Here is a 19050-nt window from a genome sequence, read left to right as displayed (position 1 = left end):
GGACTGAGCAAGAGACGTTGTTGTCTTTAAAAGAGTTACAAGTGAGTTATTTAGATGAGTTAGGTATTTATAAACCGAATAATAGGCATCAGAACTCTTATATTACCATTAAAGGGACACACTATTACAATAACGCTGACTTCAACACACAAGTTTTTTTCGATAATTTAGAACAGGCAGGTAAAGTCAACTATTACTTGCCCAACCGAGGTAACGGTCAAATCGAAGCCGAGCAAATAGCCACGGTCTTTGGCTCGAAGCAAAACTACTTCGAACGTGAGGAATATATTATAATACGCGATGAATACAAAATCGATCGCATCAAGGAGGACCTAGCAACGCTAAAACAACAAAAAGCAGAAGAGTCATTTTTATTAGAACTTACCATCACGATAATGAATTCATTAAATTATTTAATCAACAATATAAAATGAAGCAATAGAGGAAGAATCCTGACTTTTGTGTCAAAAAGTATATTGTCTAAACATTTGTGTCACATTTGTCAGTACTTTTGTGTCGTTCGTCAGGACAAAAGTAGGGGTAAGAGTTATTCTTATGTTAAAGTTTGTTTTAAGTTTACATAATATATATTATCGGTACCTAAATAAAATAATCGATTTCAGTCTCGTATCACAAGTATACTGTTAACAATGAGACAAAAGAAAAAATAATACACTTTACTTCAACAATTAAATTTGGTTAATTCTATTCATTTATAATGGTTTATTAATCAGATCCTGAAATTTTTTCTCTCATGATACATTCAGTCTGGTCATGCATCTTAATTTTTGTATTGGATATCAAATGTGAATTTGTATGTTTTTTTCGAATATTCATTATCTGATAATTTATTTAATTGATTTTAATACTGATTTGTTTTTTCTTCTTATATGTATCATTTCATTTGTTAGCTGCTGCGTTCATACTCACTTATTAGTTTACATAATATCGTGTCATTGTCTTAACTATCATTTCTAATTTATTAAACAGCTTAGTTAAACCCCGATGGAATCATACTCTCACTCGTACTATCTAAGCCCTTCTCTTAATAAATACTTGCAATGAAACTACACAAAAATAAGCATAAAGAGTTCACATTGAGCCTGAACCTCTTTATGCTTAAGCACTATTTCAATAAATACTGTCTTGGTGTCCCGAAATAAAGCGTTTGCTGAAATTCCGGGAATACAGATTCAAAGCAGACGATGATGGGTGCATCCAAAAGCCATGGATAGTACGTGTAGAATCCCTTATCACCGTTCACCATTGCTGTTAATGCCAATGGCAGTTCCTTTTTGAAAATCATAAACCTTACGTTGGAAAGCTGTTGATCAAATTCTCCCCCACTCACATACACGGTTCCTGCAAGAGTGTATTGACCAAGGTCTCTTCTCCATTCTCCTAATACTTCGTCCCTCATGGATGGATTGATCTTCTCCAAATCAAAGTGACAACCAACGCTTAAAAATAGTTCACCCGTCGTATCAGAATGAGTTAATGTGTACTTTCGATTATCAATGGGACTGAAGATTGAAGCTGGTGGCAAATACGTGACAGCTAGCTTTTCAGGCTTGAATTCATTCATGTGTAAGCCTCCTTTACAAAAATGGGCTTACAACAGAGTATGATAAATGCCTAGAAATGGTTCAGCTATTTATTTGCTTTCCACTTTATCTTCATCAGGTTCCATTGATCATTCTCATAATACCAATAAGACGTGGCCGTTCCGATGCCATCAGCCTTATAGGCACCACTTATTTGCTGATAACCTTTTAATCCTTTACCAGGTTTGCCCATGATGTTCGTCGGCTCAAAAAATGCATATGGCAGAACCATTAATTCCATAGGTTCATTTAAGGTTCCGTCCTTGTATATCCCCAATCGATCATAGTCTTCTTTGCGGTCACGTAAATCGACTGTGTAGGATTGATTTGTATCCACAAATGAAATAGAAGCTTGGTAGTCATCTTCAAACTGGGCTTGAATCGTTAAGGGCTCAGGTAATCCAATATCGACCAGTTTATTATCTGCTAACGTATGGAGGGCTACATTATAAAGTCCACCACTTCCCCCTGTAGGAGATGAGTACAGCATATCCTTTATTCCATCGTGATTTAAATCAACGAATTGGATTTTCGGCTCATAACCACCTTCATAATCAATTCGAATCTTACTTCCTTCAGACGTTTGAATATCCGCCCAAATTTGTTTAAGAAACAGGGCATCAGGAGAAAATGGAATCGCCTTAAGCGTAATCGTATCCTTTTTACCATCGCCGGTTACATCTTTTTTATACACATTGACAGTCATTTCATTCACAGGCTGTTTTTCCAAAGGTTCATCGGAAGAATTTCCTGCAATGGCATGGAGGGACATAATAAAGAAAGCACCGAAAGCAAATAGTAATTCTTTTCTCATGATTTTCTCTCCTTTTTAGAAAATTATTCACTTTTATTTTCACCAAAGAAGGAAAATCTATGTAATGATTATCGTTTCTCTTCTCATCTTTCTCAGTCAGAAAAATGAAAAAGGACCAACCCTCGATAAGGTTGGTCCTTTCATGCTATTTTTGTTCTGAAGTCGTCTCAGGTTTTGCATCCCAGCTCTCAAGTCCTTTTAACCCTTTAATAGAGTTGGAGTAGAAAACAGGATCCTTACCTTGTCTCTTTTGTTCCCGGTAATCTTTTAATGCAGATATCGCGATTTTAGCTAATAACGTGATGGCGATTAAGTTGATGATCGCCATGAGACCCATAAATAAATCTGCCAGGCTCCACACAATATCCAGTTTGACAACCGCTCCGAAAATCACCATGCCAAGAACGGCCATTCGGTATATGAATAGAGTGATCGGGCTGTATTTGATAAACTCGATATTGGTTTCACCGTAGTAGTAGTTTCCGATAATTGAACTGAAGGCGAATAAGAATATAGCGACAGCGACAAATGTATCTGCCCATTCCCCTACATGGAAACTTAAGGCTGCCTGCGTCAGTTGTATGCCATCAATCCCTGTGGTGTATTGGTCAGACAGGATGATCATGAAGGCTGTAGCTGTGCAGATAAGCAGGGTATCTGTGAACACACCAAGAGTTTGGATAAGTCCTTGTTTTACGGGGTGAGTGACACCCGCAGAGGCAGCTGCGTTCGGCGCACTACCCATACCGGCTTCATTCGAGAATAAACCGCGCTTGATTCCCATCATGATGGCTGCGCCTACTCCGCCACTTGCTACTTCACGAATACCAAATGCGTTTTCAAAAATGATTGCAAACATATTTGGAAGCATGGAGATATTGGTGACTAGAATAAAGAATGCCAGAATCAAATATAGAACCGCCATGATCGGAACGACAATTTGAGTTACACTGGCAATTCTCTTCACCCCGCCAAAAATAACAAGAGCTGTTAACACGGCAAGAATGATACCAACAGTCATACGATCAATTGAATACGCTTCTTCCATTGCAAGAGAAATTGTATTGGATTGTACTGAGTTGAACACAAGGCCGAAACAGAATGTAATGATAACGGCAAACAGGATCCCCATCCAACGGGCATTTAATCCCTTTTCCATATAGTAAGCGGGACCACCGCGGTAGCCGTCTTTTCCGTCTTTCACTTTATAGATTTGTGCAAGTGTACTCTCAACGAAGCTTGTTGCCCCACCCAAAAGGGCAATCAGCCACATCCAGAATACGGCTCCTGGCCCACCGCCGGCAATCGCTGTTGCAACCCCGGCCAGATTACCAGTACCGACACGGGATGCGGTACTGATTGTGAAAGCCTGGAAGGAAGAAATGCCTCGTTTTCCCTCTGCTGAAATGGTGGTTTTATCTGTTAATAATCTTCCCATTTCTCCTAAATAACGGAATTGTGCAAATTTTGTTCGTAATGAAAAGTATAAACCGAGACCGATAAGCGCCACAATCAGTATGTATGACCACATATAATCATTCAAGGTGCCTATTATACTTGTAAATAACTCCATATTTGTTCCCCCTAGATGTTTGTGTTTATGACAAATAATGTATGATCCTATGTATGTTTACCCCTTCAGACACTTCTATAATCTATCAAAAAACAGATATCTATTCAACAGATAAATTCATATTGTTGAAATAATATTAATTGTTGTACAATTTTTTGCGGGTATTGTACAACAATTTCGAATGAATATACATACATTATTCGTTTTTCGAAATAAAAAACGACCAGAATTATTTCTGGTCGTTTCTCTGAGTGGCTATTCTTTTGTTTCGGGTAGTAGTGATTCTGCCCACGTTTCACAAACAGATCCGCTAACCCCTTCATCAATCACAAATGATCCATTTGAATAACGGTCATTTGGTCTAAGATTTGAAAGGAGCACTTCTTCTGTTTTTCCCTTTTTCGTAATCAGGCTTACCTTATCTGTATCTTTAACCACTTCTATTCTTACCACACGATGTGGGTTTGATTTCAATTCCCGCAGCATGATGACTCCACGTTTGGCACGGGATGTCTTTTCGAATTCGGCTAATTTCATTTTCTTTACAGCTCCTCGCTGGGTTGCTAAGAAAATGTAATCCTTCACTGGGTCTTTAACGATCTTACCAGACACAACATAATCTTCATCTTTAAGGTTAATCCCTTTTACACCAGCTGCCCGTGGTCCGACGATGTTCACATCTTCCTCGGAGAACCAAAGACCATAGCTTAAGTGTGTAGCGATGAATATATCATAGGAACCATCGGTTAAGTGTACATCGACCAACTGATCGTCTCCTTTTAAATTAATTCCTACAAGAGGACGGGAGTAGCGCTGTGCTTTGTACTGGGGAAGCTCAGATCTCTTGATCATTCCATTCTTCGTTACAAATAACAAATAATGGGATGGATCAAATTCTCTAATCGGTATCGCTTTTAGAACCTGTTCATCGCGATCAATCGGCACGATGTTCCCAACGTGTTGACCAAGGTCTTTCCAGCGAATATCCGGGAGCTCATGTACAGGGCAATAGATGTAATTCCCTTTGTTTGTAAACACTAATAGTACATCCGTCGTATTCATCTCATACTGACCAAGGAGCCTGTCTGTTTCTTTCATGGCGAGATCTTGGCCGTTTGAAGCAGAATAAGAACGTAGACTAGTTCGTTTCATGTAACCATCACGAGTAACGGTAACCATGACATCCTCACTGGCGATCAGTACTTCAAGGTTGATTTTAATTTCTTCAATCTCATCCTCAATTTTAGTGCGACGAGCTTCAGAGAACTGCTTTTTGATGCCTTTTAATTCTCTTTTGATTACACTGTAAAGTTTGTTTTCACTTTCCAGGATGGCAGTTAACTCAGCGATCGTTTTCGCTAATTCTTCAGCTTCTGCCTGCAGTGCAGTTATGTCTGTATTCGTTAAACGATATAATTGTAGGCTTACGATTGCTTCTGACTGTGCTTCAGTAAATTGAAATTGCTGAATTAAATTATCCTTCGCATCCCGTTTATCTTTCGAAGCACGAATCGTTGCTATAACTTGATCTAATATTGACAGAGCTTTCATTAAGCCTTCAACAATATGCTGGCGATCCTTCGCTTTATTTAGATCATGTCTGGTACGATTTGTCACTACTTCTTTTTGATGATGAATATAAGCATCCAATAGTTCACGCAGTCCCATTAGTTTAGGACGACGGTTATGTATCGCAACCATATTAAAGTTATAGGCGATTTGAAGATCACTGTTTTTATAGAGGTAGTTTAAGACGCCAGTAGCATCTGCATCTTTCTTTAACTCAATGACAATGCGCATTCCATCGCGGTCTGTTTCATCACGAACTTCTGCTATTCCTTCCACTTTGCGATCTACACGGAATTCATCCATTTTCTTGACAAGATTCGCTTTGTTTACCTCATAAGGAATTTCCGTTATGACGATCTGTTGTTTGCTTCCGCGGATGTTTTCAATATCCGCTTTTCCACGAACAACCACTTTACCTTTTCCGGTTTCGTAAGCTTTTTTAATGCCATCTACCCCTTGAATGATTCCTCCTGTTGGAAAATCAGGTCCTTTTATGACCGTCATTAAATCATCCACCGTGCTTTGTGGCTTTTCCATACGCATGATTGTCGCATCAATGACTTCATCAAGGTGATGAGGTGGAATGTCAGTTGCATATCCTGCTGAGATACCAGTAGAACCGTTGACTAAAAGGTTCGGAAATCGTGACGGCAATACAGTTGGTTCACTGGATGTATCATCAAAATTTGGTACAAAGTCCACGGTTTTTTTATCGATATCACGCAAGAGCTCCATGGAGATAGCAGAAAGACGAGCCTCTGTATACCGCATGGCAGCAGGCGGATCTCCGTCGATGCTTCCGTTATTTCCGTGCATCTCGACTAAATATTTTCGCACTTTCCACGTTTGACTCATACGCACCATGGCATCATACACAGATGTATCACCATGTGGATGGTAGTTACCAATAACATTACCAACGGTTTTCGCTGATTTTCGGAACCCTTTTTCCTGGGTGTTACCATCCACGTACATGGCGTAAAGGATACGTCTTTGTACAGGCTTTAACCCGTCACGAGCATCAGGTAATGCACGCTCTTGGATAATGTATTTACTATAACGTCCAAATCGGTCGCCAAGTACCTCTTCCAGAGGTAAGTCTTGATATCGTTCTACAGTTGTCATGTATTACCCCTCCTCTGGGACCGTAATGTTTTCATTTTCAAGAATACTTCCATCTTCTTCTAACCCAAAGGCTACATTACTTTCAATCCATTTACGGCGCGGCTCTACTTTATCTCCCATAAGAGTCGTCACGCGACGCTCAGCCCGGGCAGCATCATCAATGCGGACACGGATCAGTGCACGTGTTTCAGGATCCATCGTCGTTTCCCACAGCTGATCGGCGTTCATTTCTCCAAGACCTTTATAGCGCTGGATCATATAGCCTTTGCCAACTTTAGAAATGGCTCCCTGAAGCTCTTCATCCGTCCAAGCGTATTCAAGTTTTTGTTTCTTTCCTGCTCCTTTGCTTACTTTGTAGAGAGGAGGAAGTGCAATATAAACTTTCCCTGCTTCTAATAATGGTTTCATGTAGCGATAAAAGAAGGTTAACAGCAGAACCTGGATATGGGCTCCATCTGTATCGGCATCGGTCATGATGACAATTTTGTCGTAATTGATGTCATCGACGTTGAATTCCGGACCGACTCCCCCACCGATCGCATGTATGATTGTATTGATTTCTTCGTTTTTGAAGATATCCTGAAGCTTGGCTTTTTCCGTATTGATGACTTTCCCCCGAAGTGGAAGAATAGCTTGGAATTTACGGTCACGACCTTGTTTCGCTGAACCTCCCGCAGAATCACCCTCCACAAGATAAAGCTCGTTACGCGCTGGATTTCTCGATTGAGCAGGTGTTAATTTACCAGATAGAACGGTTTCAGATCGCTTTCGTTTCTTCCCGTTACGCGCATCTTCCCTTGCCTTACGTGCTGCTTCCCGGGCTTGGGCGGCCTTAATGGATTTTTTAATAAGAAGGGAACTTGTATCGGGATTTTCTTCTAAGAAGTATAGAAGGTGCTCCGAAACAACTGCATCTACTGCTGAACGTGCTTCACTCGTACCAAGCTTTCCTTTCGTCTGCCCCTCAAATTGAAGGAGATGTTCGGGAATACGAACAGAAACGATACTGGCCAGGCCTTCACGGATGTCGGTCCCTTCAAGATTTTTGTCCCGATCTTTTAGAATTCCAACTTTTCGGGCGTACTCATTAAAGACACGGGTCATGGCAGTCTTTGCTCCGGCTTCGTGGGTACCTCCGTCTTTTGTACGAACATTGTTCACGAATGACAGAATGTTTTCAGAAAACCCGTCATTAAATTGAAAGGCGAACTCCACTTCGATGGTATTATTTTCTCCTTCAAAGAAAGCTACGTTATGAAGCACATCTTTTTCTTCGTTTAAGTATTGAACAAAGGCTTGGATCCCGCTCTCAAAGTGAAAGATTTCCTTCTGATCATGACGCTCATCAATGATTTCAATTTTTAATCCTTTAAGAAGGAATGCAGATTCCCTTAGACGCTCACATAGCGTTTCATAATTATAGGTGGTATTACTGAAAATCTCCGGATCAGGTTTGAAATGGATACACGTTCCGGATTTTTTCGTTTTTCCGATTTTCTCAAGAGTGGTTTCCGGTTTTCCACCTTTTGTGAAACGCTGTTCATACTTCATTCCATCTCTTTCAATCGTCACAACAAGCCATTCAGATAGGGCGTTTACGACTGAAGCACCTACACCATGCAATCCGCCACTGGTCTTGTACCCCCCTTGTCCGAATTTCCCTCCTGCGTGCAGCACAGTCAAGATGACTTCAGGAGTGGGCTTGCCAAGCTTATGCATTCCAGTAGGCATCCCACGTCCTTTATCCTGCACTGAGATGCTATTATCTTTATGTATCGTAACAATAATCTCGTTTCCGAAGCCTGCTAATGCTTCATCCACCGAGTTATCGACAATTTCGTATACTAAATGATGCAATCCTTTTGAATCTGTAGAGCCTATATACATTCCAGGTCTCTTACGAACGGCTTCTAAACCTTCTAATACTTGAATGGCATCATCATTGTAATCCATGGTCTTATTCTGGTTGGCCACGAACATTCCCCTTTCAAAAACTTCTCTAACCGTAAATGGTGCTTGTACGGTAGTATTGGTTATGTATATATTAACTATAACACAAGAACATTTGTTCGTTTACCTGTTTTGGTCATTTCTAAGGTAAACCACTATGCTATATTGTAGCGTTTTATTTGATTTTCGCAAATGTAATTTCCTAGAACAACTCTGAAATCAGACTGTTTTCATTTGTATGGACCGGATTTTTTAGTGAATAAAAGAAGTAAAGTCCATCCGAAAAAAAACAAGCGGTAAGAGCCGCTTGTTACGAGTGAGAATTATTTGGTTAAAGCATGTTCAACCTTAATACAGCGATCCATAATGACTGTATACCCACGTTCTTTCAAAAAGCGATAAGCCTCTTCATTCATTACACCTTGTTGCGCCCAAAATACGTTTGAATCGATTTCATCAAATTCTTGCGCAATCTTTGGCAAAAATTCTGAGCGGCGAAATACATTGACAATGTCAATCGGTCCTTCAATCTCCTTCAGAGAAGACACCGCTTTAACGCCCAATGCGGCGTCAATGGTTGGATTTACAGGAATAATCTCATAACCTTGATCCTGCATCGCTTTTGAGACCATATAAGATGTTCGTGCAGGATTGTCACTTAATCCGATCACCGCAATGCGATTTGATTGTTTAAGGATGTTTCCAATTTCTTGTCGGGATGGGTTTTCCATAGATGATTACAACTCCTTCATCGTTCCTTATCCATTCATTCTTTAACTGTTCCATAAGTCCTATTCTTCTTTTATACCATATTTCCCTTTAATTTTTCAAAATTTTATAAATATATCTAAACAGAATGAAGTGTCAGATGAAAAAAGGACATGTTATTACTCCTCTATCCTTTCTGACACTTCTTAACATTTTACTCTTCGATTAATCCCTTGGATAGGAGAAATTCACGCGCTACATCTTTAGGCTCTTGTTTATCCATATCCACCTTGGCATTCATCTCACTCATCTCTTCCTCAGAAATTTGCCCTGCTAATTCATTCAGGACTTCTTCTACTTCAGGATGATCTTCCAGAACTTCTTGACGGATGATAGGAGCGGCATCATAAGGTGGGAAGAATCCTTTATCATCCGTAGTCGTTTTCAGATTGTAACGTTGTATTCTTCCATCGGTTGTAAAGGCGGGAATAATATCTACATCTCCTTTCTTCACTGCTTCATACATAATATTCGGGTCAAAGCTTTCTTTCGCTTTGAATTCGTAACCGTATGCTTCTGCAAATGCATCGTACCCATCACCTTCACGCTCATAGAATTGATGCGGCGCTCCAAAGCTTAAATCTTTCGATAAAGGAACAAGGTCAGAGAACGTTTTTGCATCAAAGTCCTGTTCTTGAGTATAAGCAAGGGTATATGTGTTCTCGAAACCCAGTGGCTTTAACCATGTCACATTGAACTTTTCTTCGTATCCTTTACGAACTTGTGATAAAATCTCTTCAGCTGAAGCCCCTTCCTTCGCTTGCTCTTTTAACACCGCTTCGAGTCCGGTTCCTGTGTACTCGATATATACGTCGATGTCGCCTTTTTCAAGAGCGGGTGTCAAAATCGATACTTCTCCCAGTCCTTCTTCCACTTTAACATCCAGGTCTGTTTTCACTTTGAGAAGTTCAGCCATCATTTGCGTTAAAATAAACTGCTCAGTCCACATCTTACCTGAAACCGTAATGGTGTCTTTACCCCCTCCATTTCCGCAACCTGCGATCATGAAGGATAGTACTATTAATAAAATAAATGGTTTTAATTTCTTTTTCATTCTTACTCTCCTTTGATTGTGCTTTATTTCCGTGCTTTTAATCCTTTAGGTGTTGTCATTCTTTCTAGAAGCTTTAATAAAAAATCGAAAGAAAGTGCAAGTAATGCAGCAGGAATGGCACCTGCAAGAACTAAAGAATTATTCCAGGTGGATAGTCCCCGGTAAATGAGGTCACCAAGTCCACCCGCGCCTACAAAGGTTGCAAGCGTCGCGACTCCCACCGTTAATACAGTTGCAGTTCTGATACCCGCCATAATGAACGGCAGGGCGAGAGGAAGCTCTACTTTAAACAGAAGCTGTGAGTTTGTCATCCCCATCCCTCTGCCCGCTTCTATGACTCCCTCATCAACCCCGATGATCCCCGTGTACGTGTTCCTGAGAATCGGTAAGAGTGCATACACGGTCAGGGCAATAATCGCTGTGATACTACCTGTACCTAAAAGGGGAATGAGAAAACCAAATAGTGCTAAGCTGGGTATGGTTTGGAAAATGGCTGTAATCCCGATGTAAAATTCAGCTGTTTGCTTTTTTCGTGATATGTATATACCAAGCGGCAAAGAGATGGCAATCGCTATGAAAATGGATACGAATGATAAGTACAGATGCTCAAATAACCCATTTAAGATGGCGTCTGAGCGATTTGAAATAGTGTTGATAAACAATAGTGTAAATGTATTCATACCGAACGTGCCTCCTTTTTCCCTTCTGAGGCTACTGTACGAAGAATCCCGCTGGACGTGACGGTTCCAATCTTTTTGCCGTCTTTAGTCACCATGAGATAGGGTTTTCCGCTCTCAAGTAGTACTCTTGCCGCTTCGTGGACCGTTGCGTCATAAGGTATTAAGGTATATTCCGATTCTTCATAGAGCACGTAATTTGTGTTGTCTTCCATTATGTCAATTACTTGCATCTGAGTTTGTCGATCGTTCAGGCGTTCCTCACCGATAAATGCCCGAACGAATTCATTTGCAGGTTGGGACAAAAGCTCTGATGGTGTAGCGATCTGTTCAATTTCTCCATCACGCATCACCGCAATCTCATCAGCGATCTTTAACGCTTCGTCAATATCATGTGTGACGAACACAATCGTTTTATGTATCGTATTTTGTATGCTTTTCAATTCATCCTGAAGTTGCTCCCGGCTGATCGGATCAAGGGCACTGAAGGGTTCATCCATCAGAATGATAGGCGGTTCAGCTGCCAGGGCACGAATGACACCCACCCGTTGTTGTTGTCCGCCGCTTAGCTCAAGCGGGTATCGTTTACGATACACTTTAGGATCAAGTCCGACAAGGGTTAGAAGCTCATTTACACGGCCTTCATATTTTTCCTTTTTCCACCCTTTTAAACGTGGAATCAGGCTGATGTTCTCTTCAATTGTCATGTGTGGAAGCAATCCTATACGCTGTATGACATAGCCGATATTACGCCTGAGCTCCACTTCATCGGTTTTTGAAGTATTTTTACCATTAATCAGAATCGTTCCACTGGAAGGTGAAATTAGCTTATTGATCATTTTCATCGTGGTCGTTTTCCCACATCCGCTAGGACCGATCAAGGCAACAAGCTTTCCTTTTGGAATCGTCAGGTTGATACCCTTTATGGCTTCTGTACCATCTTCAAAGACTTTCGTGACATTCTTAAATTCAATCATTTTTCCACCTGCTTTATGAACTGAGAAATTTTTCTAAACATAGAAGGGATACCCTCATTATACAAAAGGTAAACATGTTGTCCAAGAAATTGCCTTTATGGCCATAGTTTATGAATAATGTGGATTCCTCATACAAGGTAAGAAAAAGCCAGCAAACTATTGTTTACTGGCTTCAGGGCATTGTTTGTTCTTTAACAGAATATATTGTTCTACGATGATTCCTGTGATGGTTCCGAGTATCAATCCATTGTTCAAAATGGAGGCAACCACTACAGGCATGTCTTTAAATGCGGAAGGGGGCACAAACATGGCTCCTACCCCTACAATGAGAGAGATGCCGGCGACAAAATGGATTCTTTCGACGTTATCTTCTTTTCTGTACTCTCCGAGAGCAAGTCCGACCATTTTGATGAAGATGACCGTAGTAACGGCATAGCCAACCGGAGCTGGAAGACTTGCGAATAGATTCATCACTTTTGGGATCAGACTGATAATCATAATAATCGCACTTCCAAGGATAAAGGGAATAATCGAGTACATCGCTGTAGCGGCAACAAATCCGGCAGACCCGGAAATGGGTACTGATCCAATGGCAGAGAATACTCCACCGAACAGCTGATTTAATCCCGAAGCAAAGCCGCTCTTTGTATACCTTTCATATGTGGGTTGTCCCTTTGACTTCATAACCTCTTCCATCACTCGAATGGAAGCAATCATATTGGTCGTTAACAAGAATGTAATGAAAATGGATGTCACTATGACACCCGTATCGAATACAGGTGCTCCAAAGACGAACATATCCGGTAATGAAAACCAGCTGTCAGAAACAGTCACGCTTTCACCCAGTCCCATGAGAATGAAGACTAGCCAGCCTGAGAGTAGGGCAAGAATAATGGAGTATTGTTGAATCCACTTTCGTTTATGACCTGAAAAGTATAATGCCAAAAGGATAGTTATGATACTTCCTAATAAGACAAACGGCTGAAGAGATTGTCCTTCATGCTGTATCCCGAACATCCCTTTGATAAAAGATCCGCTTAATTGGAGAATCAATAGCATTAAGTAAATAAATGTAATCGCCGGTGTAAATAAAGTTGATAACTTCTTTAATAGTCCTGTTGAAGACAGAATAAAGAAAATCACACCACTAACAATCATCCCCCCCTGTAAAACGGTCAGCACTTCTTCGTGACTGCTGTACAGGGTACCTGAAAAACCTGCATAGATGGCGAATACCCCCCACCACAGTCCGGCGGGTCCTTCATTAATGGGAAGCTTATGACCAACCAATGCTTGGATAAGACTGGCTGCTCCTAACACAAAGATGGTCCTCTGAATGAACCCTGCCGTATCTGCTGGAGACAACTGAAAAAGGTCAGCTATGGCAATAGGAGCGGCGATTGAGCCTGCGACCATAAAGGCCACCCATTGAAACGCCGATAAAAATAATTGCATATGTGTACACCTTCATTTCAACTATGTAAAGTGTGTCTATTTTAACATACTTCCTTCCTTGTGAATCAGATTTATGAGGAATAAAAGATATTATCTACTTTTATGAACAGGTACTAATTTTTTCGCTTATTTTCTCCCCATCCTATGGTAAACATGTTAAAATAATAACGGATTAGTAATTTTAAAAGGAGCAGTGATGATGATATTTGCCCTTATACTTGTATTAGCTTATTTATTAGGCTCCATCCCTTCAGGATTACTGATTGGGAAGACGTTCTACGGAAAAGACATCCGTGAGCATGGAAGTGGAAACCTTGGCGGAACCAATACGTTCAGAACCTTGGGTGTGAAGGCCGGGATGATTGTCACAATCATGGATATTTTAAAAGGAACGGTAGCAACTCTCTTACCATTGCTATTTGAAAGTGATGTACATATGTTATTGGCTGGGGTATTTGCTGTGATTGGTCATATGTATCCCGTGTTTGCAAACTTTAAAGGCGGAAAAGCGGTAGCAACCTCTGCGGGTGTTCTTCTAGGCTATAATTACATCTTATTTTTAATTTTACTGGCAGTCTTTTTTATTTGCTTGTATGCAACCAAGTATGTATCACTCTCTTCTATGATAGCAGCAGTGCTCGCCTTTACGTACTCGATCTTCACCGGAGATATTCCACTCATTATTGTCGTAGGCATCCTGACCATATTCGTTGTTTACAGACATCGTGCGAATATTGTCCGAATCAAAAATAAAACTGAACCTAAAATCAAGTGGCTGTAGTTAAAAAAGCGACCTAAGCGACAGGCTCTCCCTTATTCTATTGGAGAGTTTCTGCCTGTAGAGGTGGCTTTTTTTTCTGGTTTTAAATAAATCAAAAAGGTATACCCTTCCATTGGTTTGAGAAAGATGATGGATATAAAAAGGAAAATAGGATCATGATTAAACGAAATAGTTCAATTTTCACCAAAATACGAGATTATACCTCAATATTTTCATAAATATGTCCCGCTTTCCCCTATTTTTTTGTAAAATAGAGGTAGTGTATATATAAAGGATGATGAATATGAATAAAAAGCGAATAATGACAGGAGTATTCCTTTGTGTTCCTTTACTCTTAGTGATTGGGTTTCTTGTAAATAAGCAATACGCAGACTGGAACACCTCTGCTGAAGGAAAACAGAGTGAGAACCTCTCCTCTTTGCTCCATACGACGAAAGAAGTTCAAGCTTCAGGGAAATCGATAAAGTCAAATGCAACTCTTGCAGCCATCGGAGATATTCTTCTCCATGATACAGTATATAAGGATGCAAAAGATGAAAATGGGTATAACTTCGCCCCAATGTTTTCTCCGGTCAAGGACATGCTGGCTTCCCCTGATTTTCTGATTGCCAATCAGGAATCAACCCCGGCTGGTGTGGAACTTGGCGTTTCCAGTTACCCGCTCTTCAATAGTCCGAAAGAAATTGTGAAATCCTTACAGGACGTGGGAGTGGATGCTGTCACGACTGCCAATAATCATTCATTGGATCAAGGTGAAAAAGGTCTTCTGAGTGCAATCGACTATTATGAGAAGATATCCATGCCATATGTGGGTGCATTTAAAAGTCAGGAAGACAAGGAGCGAATTCGTACCTTCAATGTAAATGGTATCAAGTTTGCCCTGCTTTCATACACATATGGCACAAATGGAATCCCTGTGCCAAAGGGAAAAGACTACTTAGTCAATCTGATCGATGAGCAAAACATGATTCAAGAAGTCAAGAAAGCTAAAAGTATGAACATTGATTTAGTCGTATTGAGTTTGCATTGGGGAAATGAGTACCAACGCTTCCCTACTGAGGAACAGGAAAGACTGGCAAAGGTGTTAACGGAAAATGGTGTTGATATCATTTTTGGCCATCATCCACACGTTCTGCAGCCAATTCAAACATACAAAACGAGCGATGGCCGGGATGCAGTAGTAATCTATTCATTAGGGAATTTTCTATCAGGACAGAAAGATGATTTCAAAGATATTGGAGGAATGGTTACGGTTCAAGTAGAAAAAACGATGAAACCGGGGAGTTCCAAGATTACGTACCCTTCCATTGAATTCCAGCCAACCTTTGTTTCAGAAAATCATTACAATAACTACCGAATCTACCCTCTTGAGTTTGCTAAGAAGAATGGGTTGATTGGTTATTCAGAAGAAGAAATGGTTTCACATATGGTGAATGGTCTGCCTGAATAATAAAAGGCCAGCTGAAGGTGACATTTCTAAAGCCATCTGCCCATGTGTCATCCTGAATTTCTAAGGTATAAAAAAACGAGCCTCCACTACGGGAAGCTCGTTTTTTTAATGTCCACCGAATAGCAATGAATTAAAGAATATGCCTCCAAGGGCTAATACAGCCAATAAGGCATTGGCCATCAAGAAAGCTTTGCGGCTGCCCTTAAAGAATAGAGTGACCATCCCATAATAAATGAGGGCAGCAATGATAATAAAGGTGCCGGCTTCTATCTGATATTTCGCATCGTGTAATTGCAGGAACGTCAATACACTTAATCCGCCAAATATAAATGCACCTATGTAGTATAATAATGCTTGTGTATTCATCCATCTCATCCTTTATGCGTATTAGTAGATGTTCCTTCTTTTCTATGTATATAATATGAAATGAAACCTTCTTTGTAAAGAAACATGAAACACTCTGGAGGAATACCTGTAGAGAAAGGAGTCTCATCAATGAAGATACATATTTCAAAAGAAGCTCTGACGTGGTTTAAGAACGAAATGCTTGTAGAGGAAGGCGATCAAGTTCGTTTTTATGTACGATATGGAGGTTCCAGTCCTCTGCATGATAGTTTTTCATTAGGAGTGAACAAAGACGAACCGGTTGATCTCGGCGAACGAATTGAAATCGAGAACAGGGAATTTTTTATTGAAGAGAGAGATTTATGGTTTTTTGATGGTCATGATTTATTCGTCGAGTTTGACGATAAGCTTCAAGAACCTTCATATGAGTACAAAAAGTAAGGTAGCATGGGAAGAGGCTGGCATTCGCCAGCCTCTTTATTTTCGGTTTATAAAGCGTGAGATATGGTCGTGGAGACCCTCTTTAAGTAGAATGTCATATTGAATATCTCCCAGTAGATCGAAATGGGGAAATCCGTCTTCCCTCTCATGAATCCATTCTTTTTTCAACCCGTACTTATCTCCCCACTTTGATAATGTATTTAAATCACAACAACCCACTTTCGTGACAGATCGTGCATGGGGGAATCGGTCATCAAGCCAATAATGAGTGAGAAATGCAATCTCACCCCGTTTTACACACTGCTTCCATGCATGTAATTCATGTTTGGTTAAGCCGAATGCCATGGAGATTTTCCTTTCTATTATGCTTCTGTAAAGTAGTTTTCAAGAGGATATTTCAATTATGTAGAAATTACTTCTTGACCTTCTCGTATGCTTCATGCCAATGAGGAAACATTTTACGTATAGAAATTGGACGGAAGTTTTCTTGCTTAACGCAAACATGTTTCGACTGTCCCGTGATGGCCAGCTGGTTTTGACCATTATAGATTTCGTAAGCATATGTAATGCGGAGCCCATCATATTCTTCAACCCACGTTTTTATAAACGCTTTTTCACCGTAACGAACCGGTGTTTTATAGCTGACATTAAGATCAATAACTGGAGAAAGAATCCCGTCTTTTTCAATATCAGCGTACTTAAAGCCGAGATCTTCTATAAGCTGCGTTCTTCCTAATTCCATCCATACAAGATAATTCGCATGATACACAACTCCCATTTGATCGGTTTCTGCGTATCGTACCTCTATGGTTTTTTCAGCAATATGCATCCTCTACACCCTCTTCATGTAATCAGTATCCTTATTTATTTTAACATAGATTGGAGAAGGCATTGAACAAATAGGCTTAGGAGTGAGTGGGACCTGATGACTGTTTGATTGATGAAAGAACCCGAACAGCAAGGTTCTCTGAAGAGCCTTCTCCGTTCGGGTTGCAGATGATCCCGTTTATTATTCTGTTTGATTAGCTTCGTCTTTAATTTCATTACGGAAAGCTTCCAGGCTTTCTCTGCGACGCTCATTCTTCGCTTTAATAGACTGAAGCTGCTCTTCACTGTCTGTAAAAGCCATCGACTCCTCAGCCTTCTCCATATTCTCAATCGTGTGCTGAACCATGCCTTGAAGCTTCTCTACATTATCACTACGATCATCCGGATTCGGTTTATCCCATGCCATCCTGCATTCCTCCTGCTATTTGTATTGAGGGACGGACCTTAAGGCCGGTCCCTTTTCATTTTTGATTAAAGGTAAGCGTTATTCACCCTTTGTTTGGATGACTTGTGCATGCTTACCTGATTTATCTTGCATTTGTTTTCCGTTGTTTCCGCCTGCTGCTCTTGGTTGTGTTCCAAGATGATTAGGTACAAAGTGCTTTCTACTTCCTTTAGGATTACTCATAAACTTCCCCTCCTTACTAATATGATTACCAAAGAGAGAAGTAAAAAAAGGCGTAATAATTGGCAGTATGAATATTTAAAACCAAAAAAATAAGCCTCGTAATTTCTTACTCGGCTTTTCCCATTGGGCGTTTTATTTCCAGTCTTGCATCAATTCGCTCTTCAATGGCATCAATGGCATCTTGATCCAACAAGAGCTGTTTTTTATTTTCTTTCACAAGATCTGCAAAAGATTTTTTTCTTGGTCTGCGCACGTTCAATCGCCTCACTCTCAATTGTGGTTTGTTATAAGTAGTATATCCAAATGTCAGATATTTTAAACAAAGGTCACAATCGATAAGCGGGTTCTGTAAGAGCTTTGATTTGATGTCAAAATTTCCAGGATGTGTAGAGGTCCGTCCCTCACTTGATTAACGCGGTGAAGGATTCGAGGCTGGTGATGGCGCCGATTTGTTTGTGGGTGATGATTCCTTGTTCGTTGATGATATAGGTGGTTGGGACTGTTAGGATGTCGTAGGCCGTGTTGATTTTGTCGTCTTTGTCTAATAGGATCGGGAATGTGAGTCCCATTGCTTTTTGGAATTCTTTTACGTTGTATTGGGGGTCGATATTGATTGCCAGGATTTCAACGTCCTTTCCGTTTTTGGTGTAGAACTCCTGCATGATCGGCATTTCTTCTTTACACGGTGGACACCAAGTAGCCCAGAAGTTGAGAACCACTTTCTTTCCTTTCAATTCAGATAAAGTGACGGATTCCCCGGATAAAGTATCCAATTTAAAGTCGATGGCCTTGTCCCCGACATTCGGTCCAGGATAGTTCTCTACAGGAGTAGTTTCCGACACCTCCCCTTCTTCTATATCGATTAATTGATCATACTCAGCAGCTTGCCCGAACGTGCTTTCAGAAAAGGAAGTGGGCTCTGACTTATTTTCCATATAGAACGTGAAGACTAATAAAGCTACAAGCAACATGCCAAAGATAGATTTCAAAGGAGTGCTCCTCTCATAGGTA

The 19050-nt window shown here is 40.4% G+C and carries 21 protein-coding genes; 4 read left to right on the top strand and 17 right to left on the bottom strand.

The features are described 5' to 3' along the window. Positions 1-20 precede the first annotated feature (20 nt). Positions 21-434, top strand: coding sequence for a hypothetical protein (locus ACYH0O_RS12520; protein ID WP_482628981.1), 414 nt, complete (start codon positions 21-23; stop codon positions 432-434). Positions 435-1126: 692 nt separating this feature from the next. On the opposite strand, the gene ACYH0O_RS12515 is transcribed toward ACYH0O_RS12520, so the two are convergent. From ACYH0O_RS12515 to ACYH0O_RS12470, 10 genes are all read right to left on the bottom strand, one after another. Further along, entirely contained in the window at positions 1127-1585 is a 459-nt protein-coding gene (locus ACYH0O_RS12515) for a staygreen family protein (protein WP_482628980.1), read from the bottom strand. Positions 1586-1650: 65 nt separating this feature from the next. Beyond that, on the bottom strand, positions 1651-2418 hold the full coding sequence (locus ACYH0O_RS12510) for a hypothetical protein (RefSeq protein WP_482628979.1): 768 nt from the start codon (positions 2416-2418) through the stop codon (positions 1651-1653). Between the two features lie 145 nt (positions 2419-2563). After that, positions 2564-3991, bottom strand: a complete 1428-nt coding sequence (locus ACYH0O_RS12505; protein ID WP_149155885.1) for an alanine/glycine:cation symporter family protein — start codon at positions 3989-3991, stop codon at positions 2564-2566. Positions 3992-4246: 255 nt separating this feature from the next. Further along, complete coding sequence (gene parC, locus ACYH0O_RS12500; RefSeq protein WP_482628978.1) at positions 4247-6685, bottom strand: DNA topoisomerase IV subunit A; 2439 nt, start codon at positions 6683-6685, stop codon at positions 4247-4249. Positions 6686-6688: 3 nt separating this feature from the next. Beyond that, complete coding sequence (parE, locus tag ACYH0O_RS12495) at positions 6689-8659, bottom strand: DNA topoisomerase IV subunit B (protein ID WP_482628977.1); 1971 nt, start codon at positions 8657-8659, stop codon at positions 6689-6691. Positions 8660-8958: 299 nt separating this feature from the next. Continuing rightward, positions 8959-9366 carry a CoA-binding protein gene (locus tag ACYH0O_RS12490; RefSeq protein ID WP_149155882.1) on the bottom strand — a complete coding sequence of 136 codons (408 nt, stop codon included), beginning with the start codon at positions 9364-9366 and terminating at the stop codon, positions 8959-8961. A 191-nt stretch (positions 9367-9557) separates the two neighbouring features. Further along, complete coding sequence (locus tag ACYH0O_RS12485) at positions 9558-10457, bottom strand: ABC transporter substrate-binding protein (RefSeq protein WP_482628976.1); 900 nt, start codon at positions 10455-10457, stop codon at positions 9558-9560. Between the two features lie 23 nt (positions 10458-10480). Then, on the bottom strand, positions 10481-11137 hold the full coding sequence (locus ACYH0O_RS12480; RefSeq protein ID WP_482628975.1) for an ABC transporter permease: 657 nt from the start codon (positions 11135-11137) through the stop codon (positions 10481-10483). Then, positions 11134-12111 (bottom strand): ABC transporter ATP-binding protein, encoded by a 978-nt coding sequence (locus ACYH0O_RS12475; protein ID WP_482628974.1) that lies wholly within the window; start codon positions 12109-12111, stop codon positions 11134-11136. The genes ACYH0O_RS12480 and ACYH0O_RS12475 overlap by 4 nt, the downstream gene beginning before the upstream one ends. A gap of 156 nt (positions 12112-12267) precedes the next feature. Continuing rightward, positions 12268-13566: a purine/pyrimidine permease gene (locus tag ACYH0O_RS12470; protein WP_482632468.1), complete on the bottom strand. Its 1299-nt coding sequence runs from the start codon at positions 13564-13566 to the stop codon at positions 12268-12270. A 199-nt stretch (positions 13567-13765) separates the two neighbouring features. On the opposite strand from ACYH0O_RS12470, the gene plsY reads away from it, so the two are divergent. Continuing rightward, positions 13766-14347 carry a glycerol-3-phosphate 1-O-acyltransferase PlsY gene (plsY, locus tag ACYH0O_RS12465; protein WP_482632556.1) on the top strand — a complete coding sequence of 194 codons (582 nt, stop codon included), beginning with the start codon at positions 13766-13768 and terminating at the stop codon, positions 14345-14347. Positions 14348-14630: 283 nt separating this feature from the next. Next, positions 14631-15797 carry a CapA family protein gene (locus ACYH0O_RS12460; RefSeq protein ID WP_482632467.1) on the top strand — a complete coding sequence of 389 codons (1167 nt, stop codon included), beginning with the start codon at positions 14631-14633 and terminating at the stop codon, positions 15795-15797. Between the two features lie 105 nt (positions 15798-15902). Here the strand turns inward: ACYH0O_RS12460 and ACYH0O_RS12455 are convergent, their stop codons facing one another. Beyond that, complete coding sequence (locus ACYH0O_RS12455) at positions 15903-16163, bottom strand: hypothetical protein (RefSeq protein ID WP_149155875.1); 261 nt, start codon at positions 16161-16163, stop codon at positions 15903-15905. Between the two features lie 129 nt (positions 16164-16292). Here ACYH0O_RS12455 and ACYH0O_RS12450 point away from each other — a divergent pair, with 129 nt between their 5' ends. Beyond that, positions 16293-16583, top strand: coding sequence for a HesB/YadR/YfhF family protein (locus ACYH0O_RS12450; protein WP_482632466.1), 291 nt, complete (start codon positions 16293-16295; stop codon positions 16581-16583). A 36-nt stretch (positions 16584-16619) separates the two neighbouring features. Here ACYH0O_RS12450 and ACYH0O_RS12445 read toward each other — a convergent pair whose 3' ends face one another. From ACYH0O_RS12445 to ACYH0O_RS12420, 6 genes are all read right to left on the bottom strand, one after another. Beyond that, positions 16620-16928: a hypothetical protein gene (locus ACYH0O_RS12445; RefSeq protein ID WP_149156085.1), complete on the bottom strand. Its 309-nt coding sequence runs from the start codon at positions 16926-16928 to the stop codon at positions 16620-16622. Positions 16929-16995: 67 nt separating this feature from the next. Next, on the bottom strand, positions 16996-17412 hold the full coding sequence (locus tag ACYH0O_RS12440; protein ID WP_149155873.1) for an acyl-CoA thioesterase: 417 nt from the start codon (positions 17410-17412) through the stop codon (positions 16996-16998). 180 nt (positions 17413-17592) lie between these two features. Beyond that, entirely contained in the window at positions 17593-17817 is a 225-nt protein-coding gene (gene tlp, locus ACYH0O_RS12435; protein WP_149155872.1) for a small acid-soluble spore protein Tlp, read from the bottom strand. Positions 17818-17895: 78 nt separating this feature from the next. Then, positions 17896-18039 (bottom strand): acid-soluble spore protein N, encoded by a 144-nt coding sequence (locus ACYH0O_RS12430; protein WP_149155871.1) that lies wholly within the window; start codon positions 18037-18039, stop codon positions 17896-17898. Positions 18040-18145: 106 nt separating this feature from the next. After that, complete coding sequence (locus ACYH0O_RS12425) at positions 18146-18292, bottom strand: FbpB family small basic protein (RefSeq protein WP_082892732.1); 147 nt, start codon at positions 18290-18292, stop codon at positions 18146-18148. Between the two features lie 148 nt (positions 18293-18440). Then, positions 18441-19028, bottom strand: coding sequence for a peroxiredoxin family protein (locus tag ACYH0O_RS12420; RefSeq protein WP_482632465.1), 588 nt, complete (start codon positions 19026-19028; stop codon positions 18441-18443). Between the last annotated feature and the right edge of the window lie 22 nt (positions 19029-19050).

The sequence above is a fragment of the Rossellomorea sp. H136 genome (assembly GCF_056838065.1).
The sequence above is the reverse complement of the archived record's forward strand: the minus strand, read 5'-3'. Positions and strand labels throughout refer to the sequence as shown.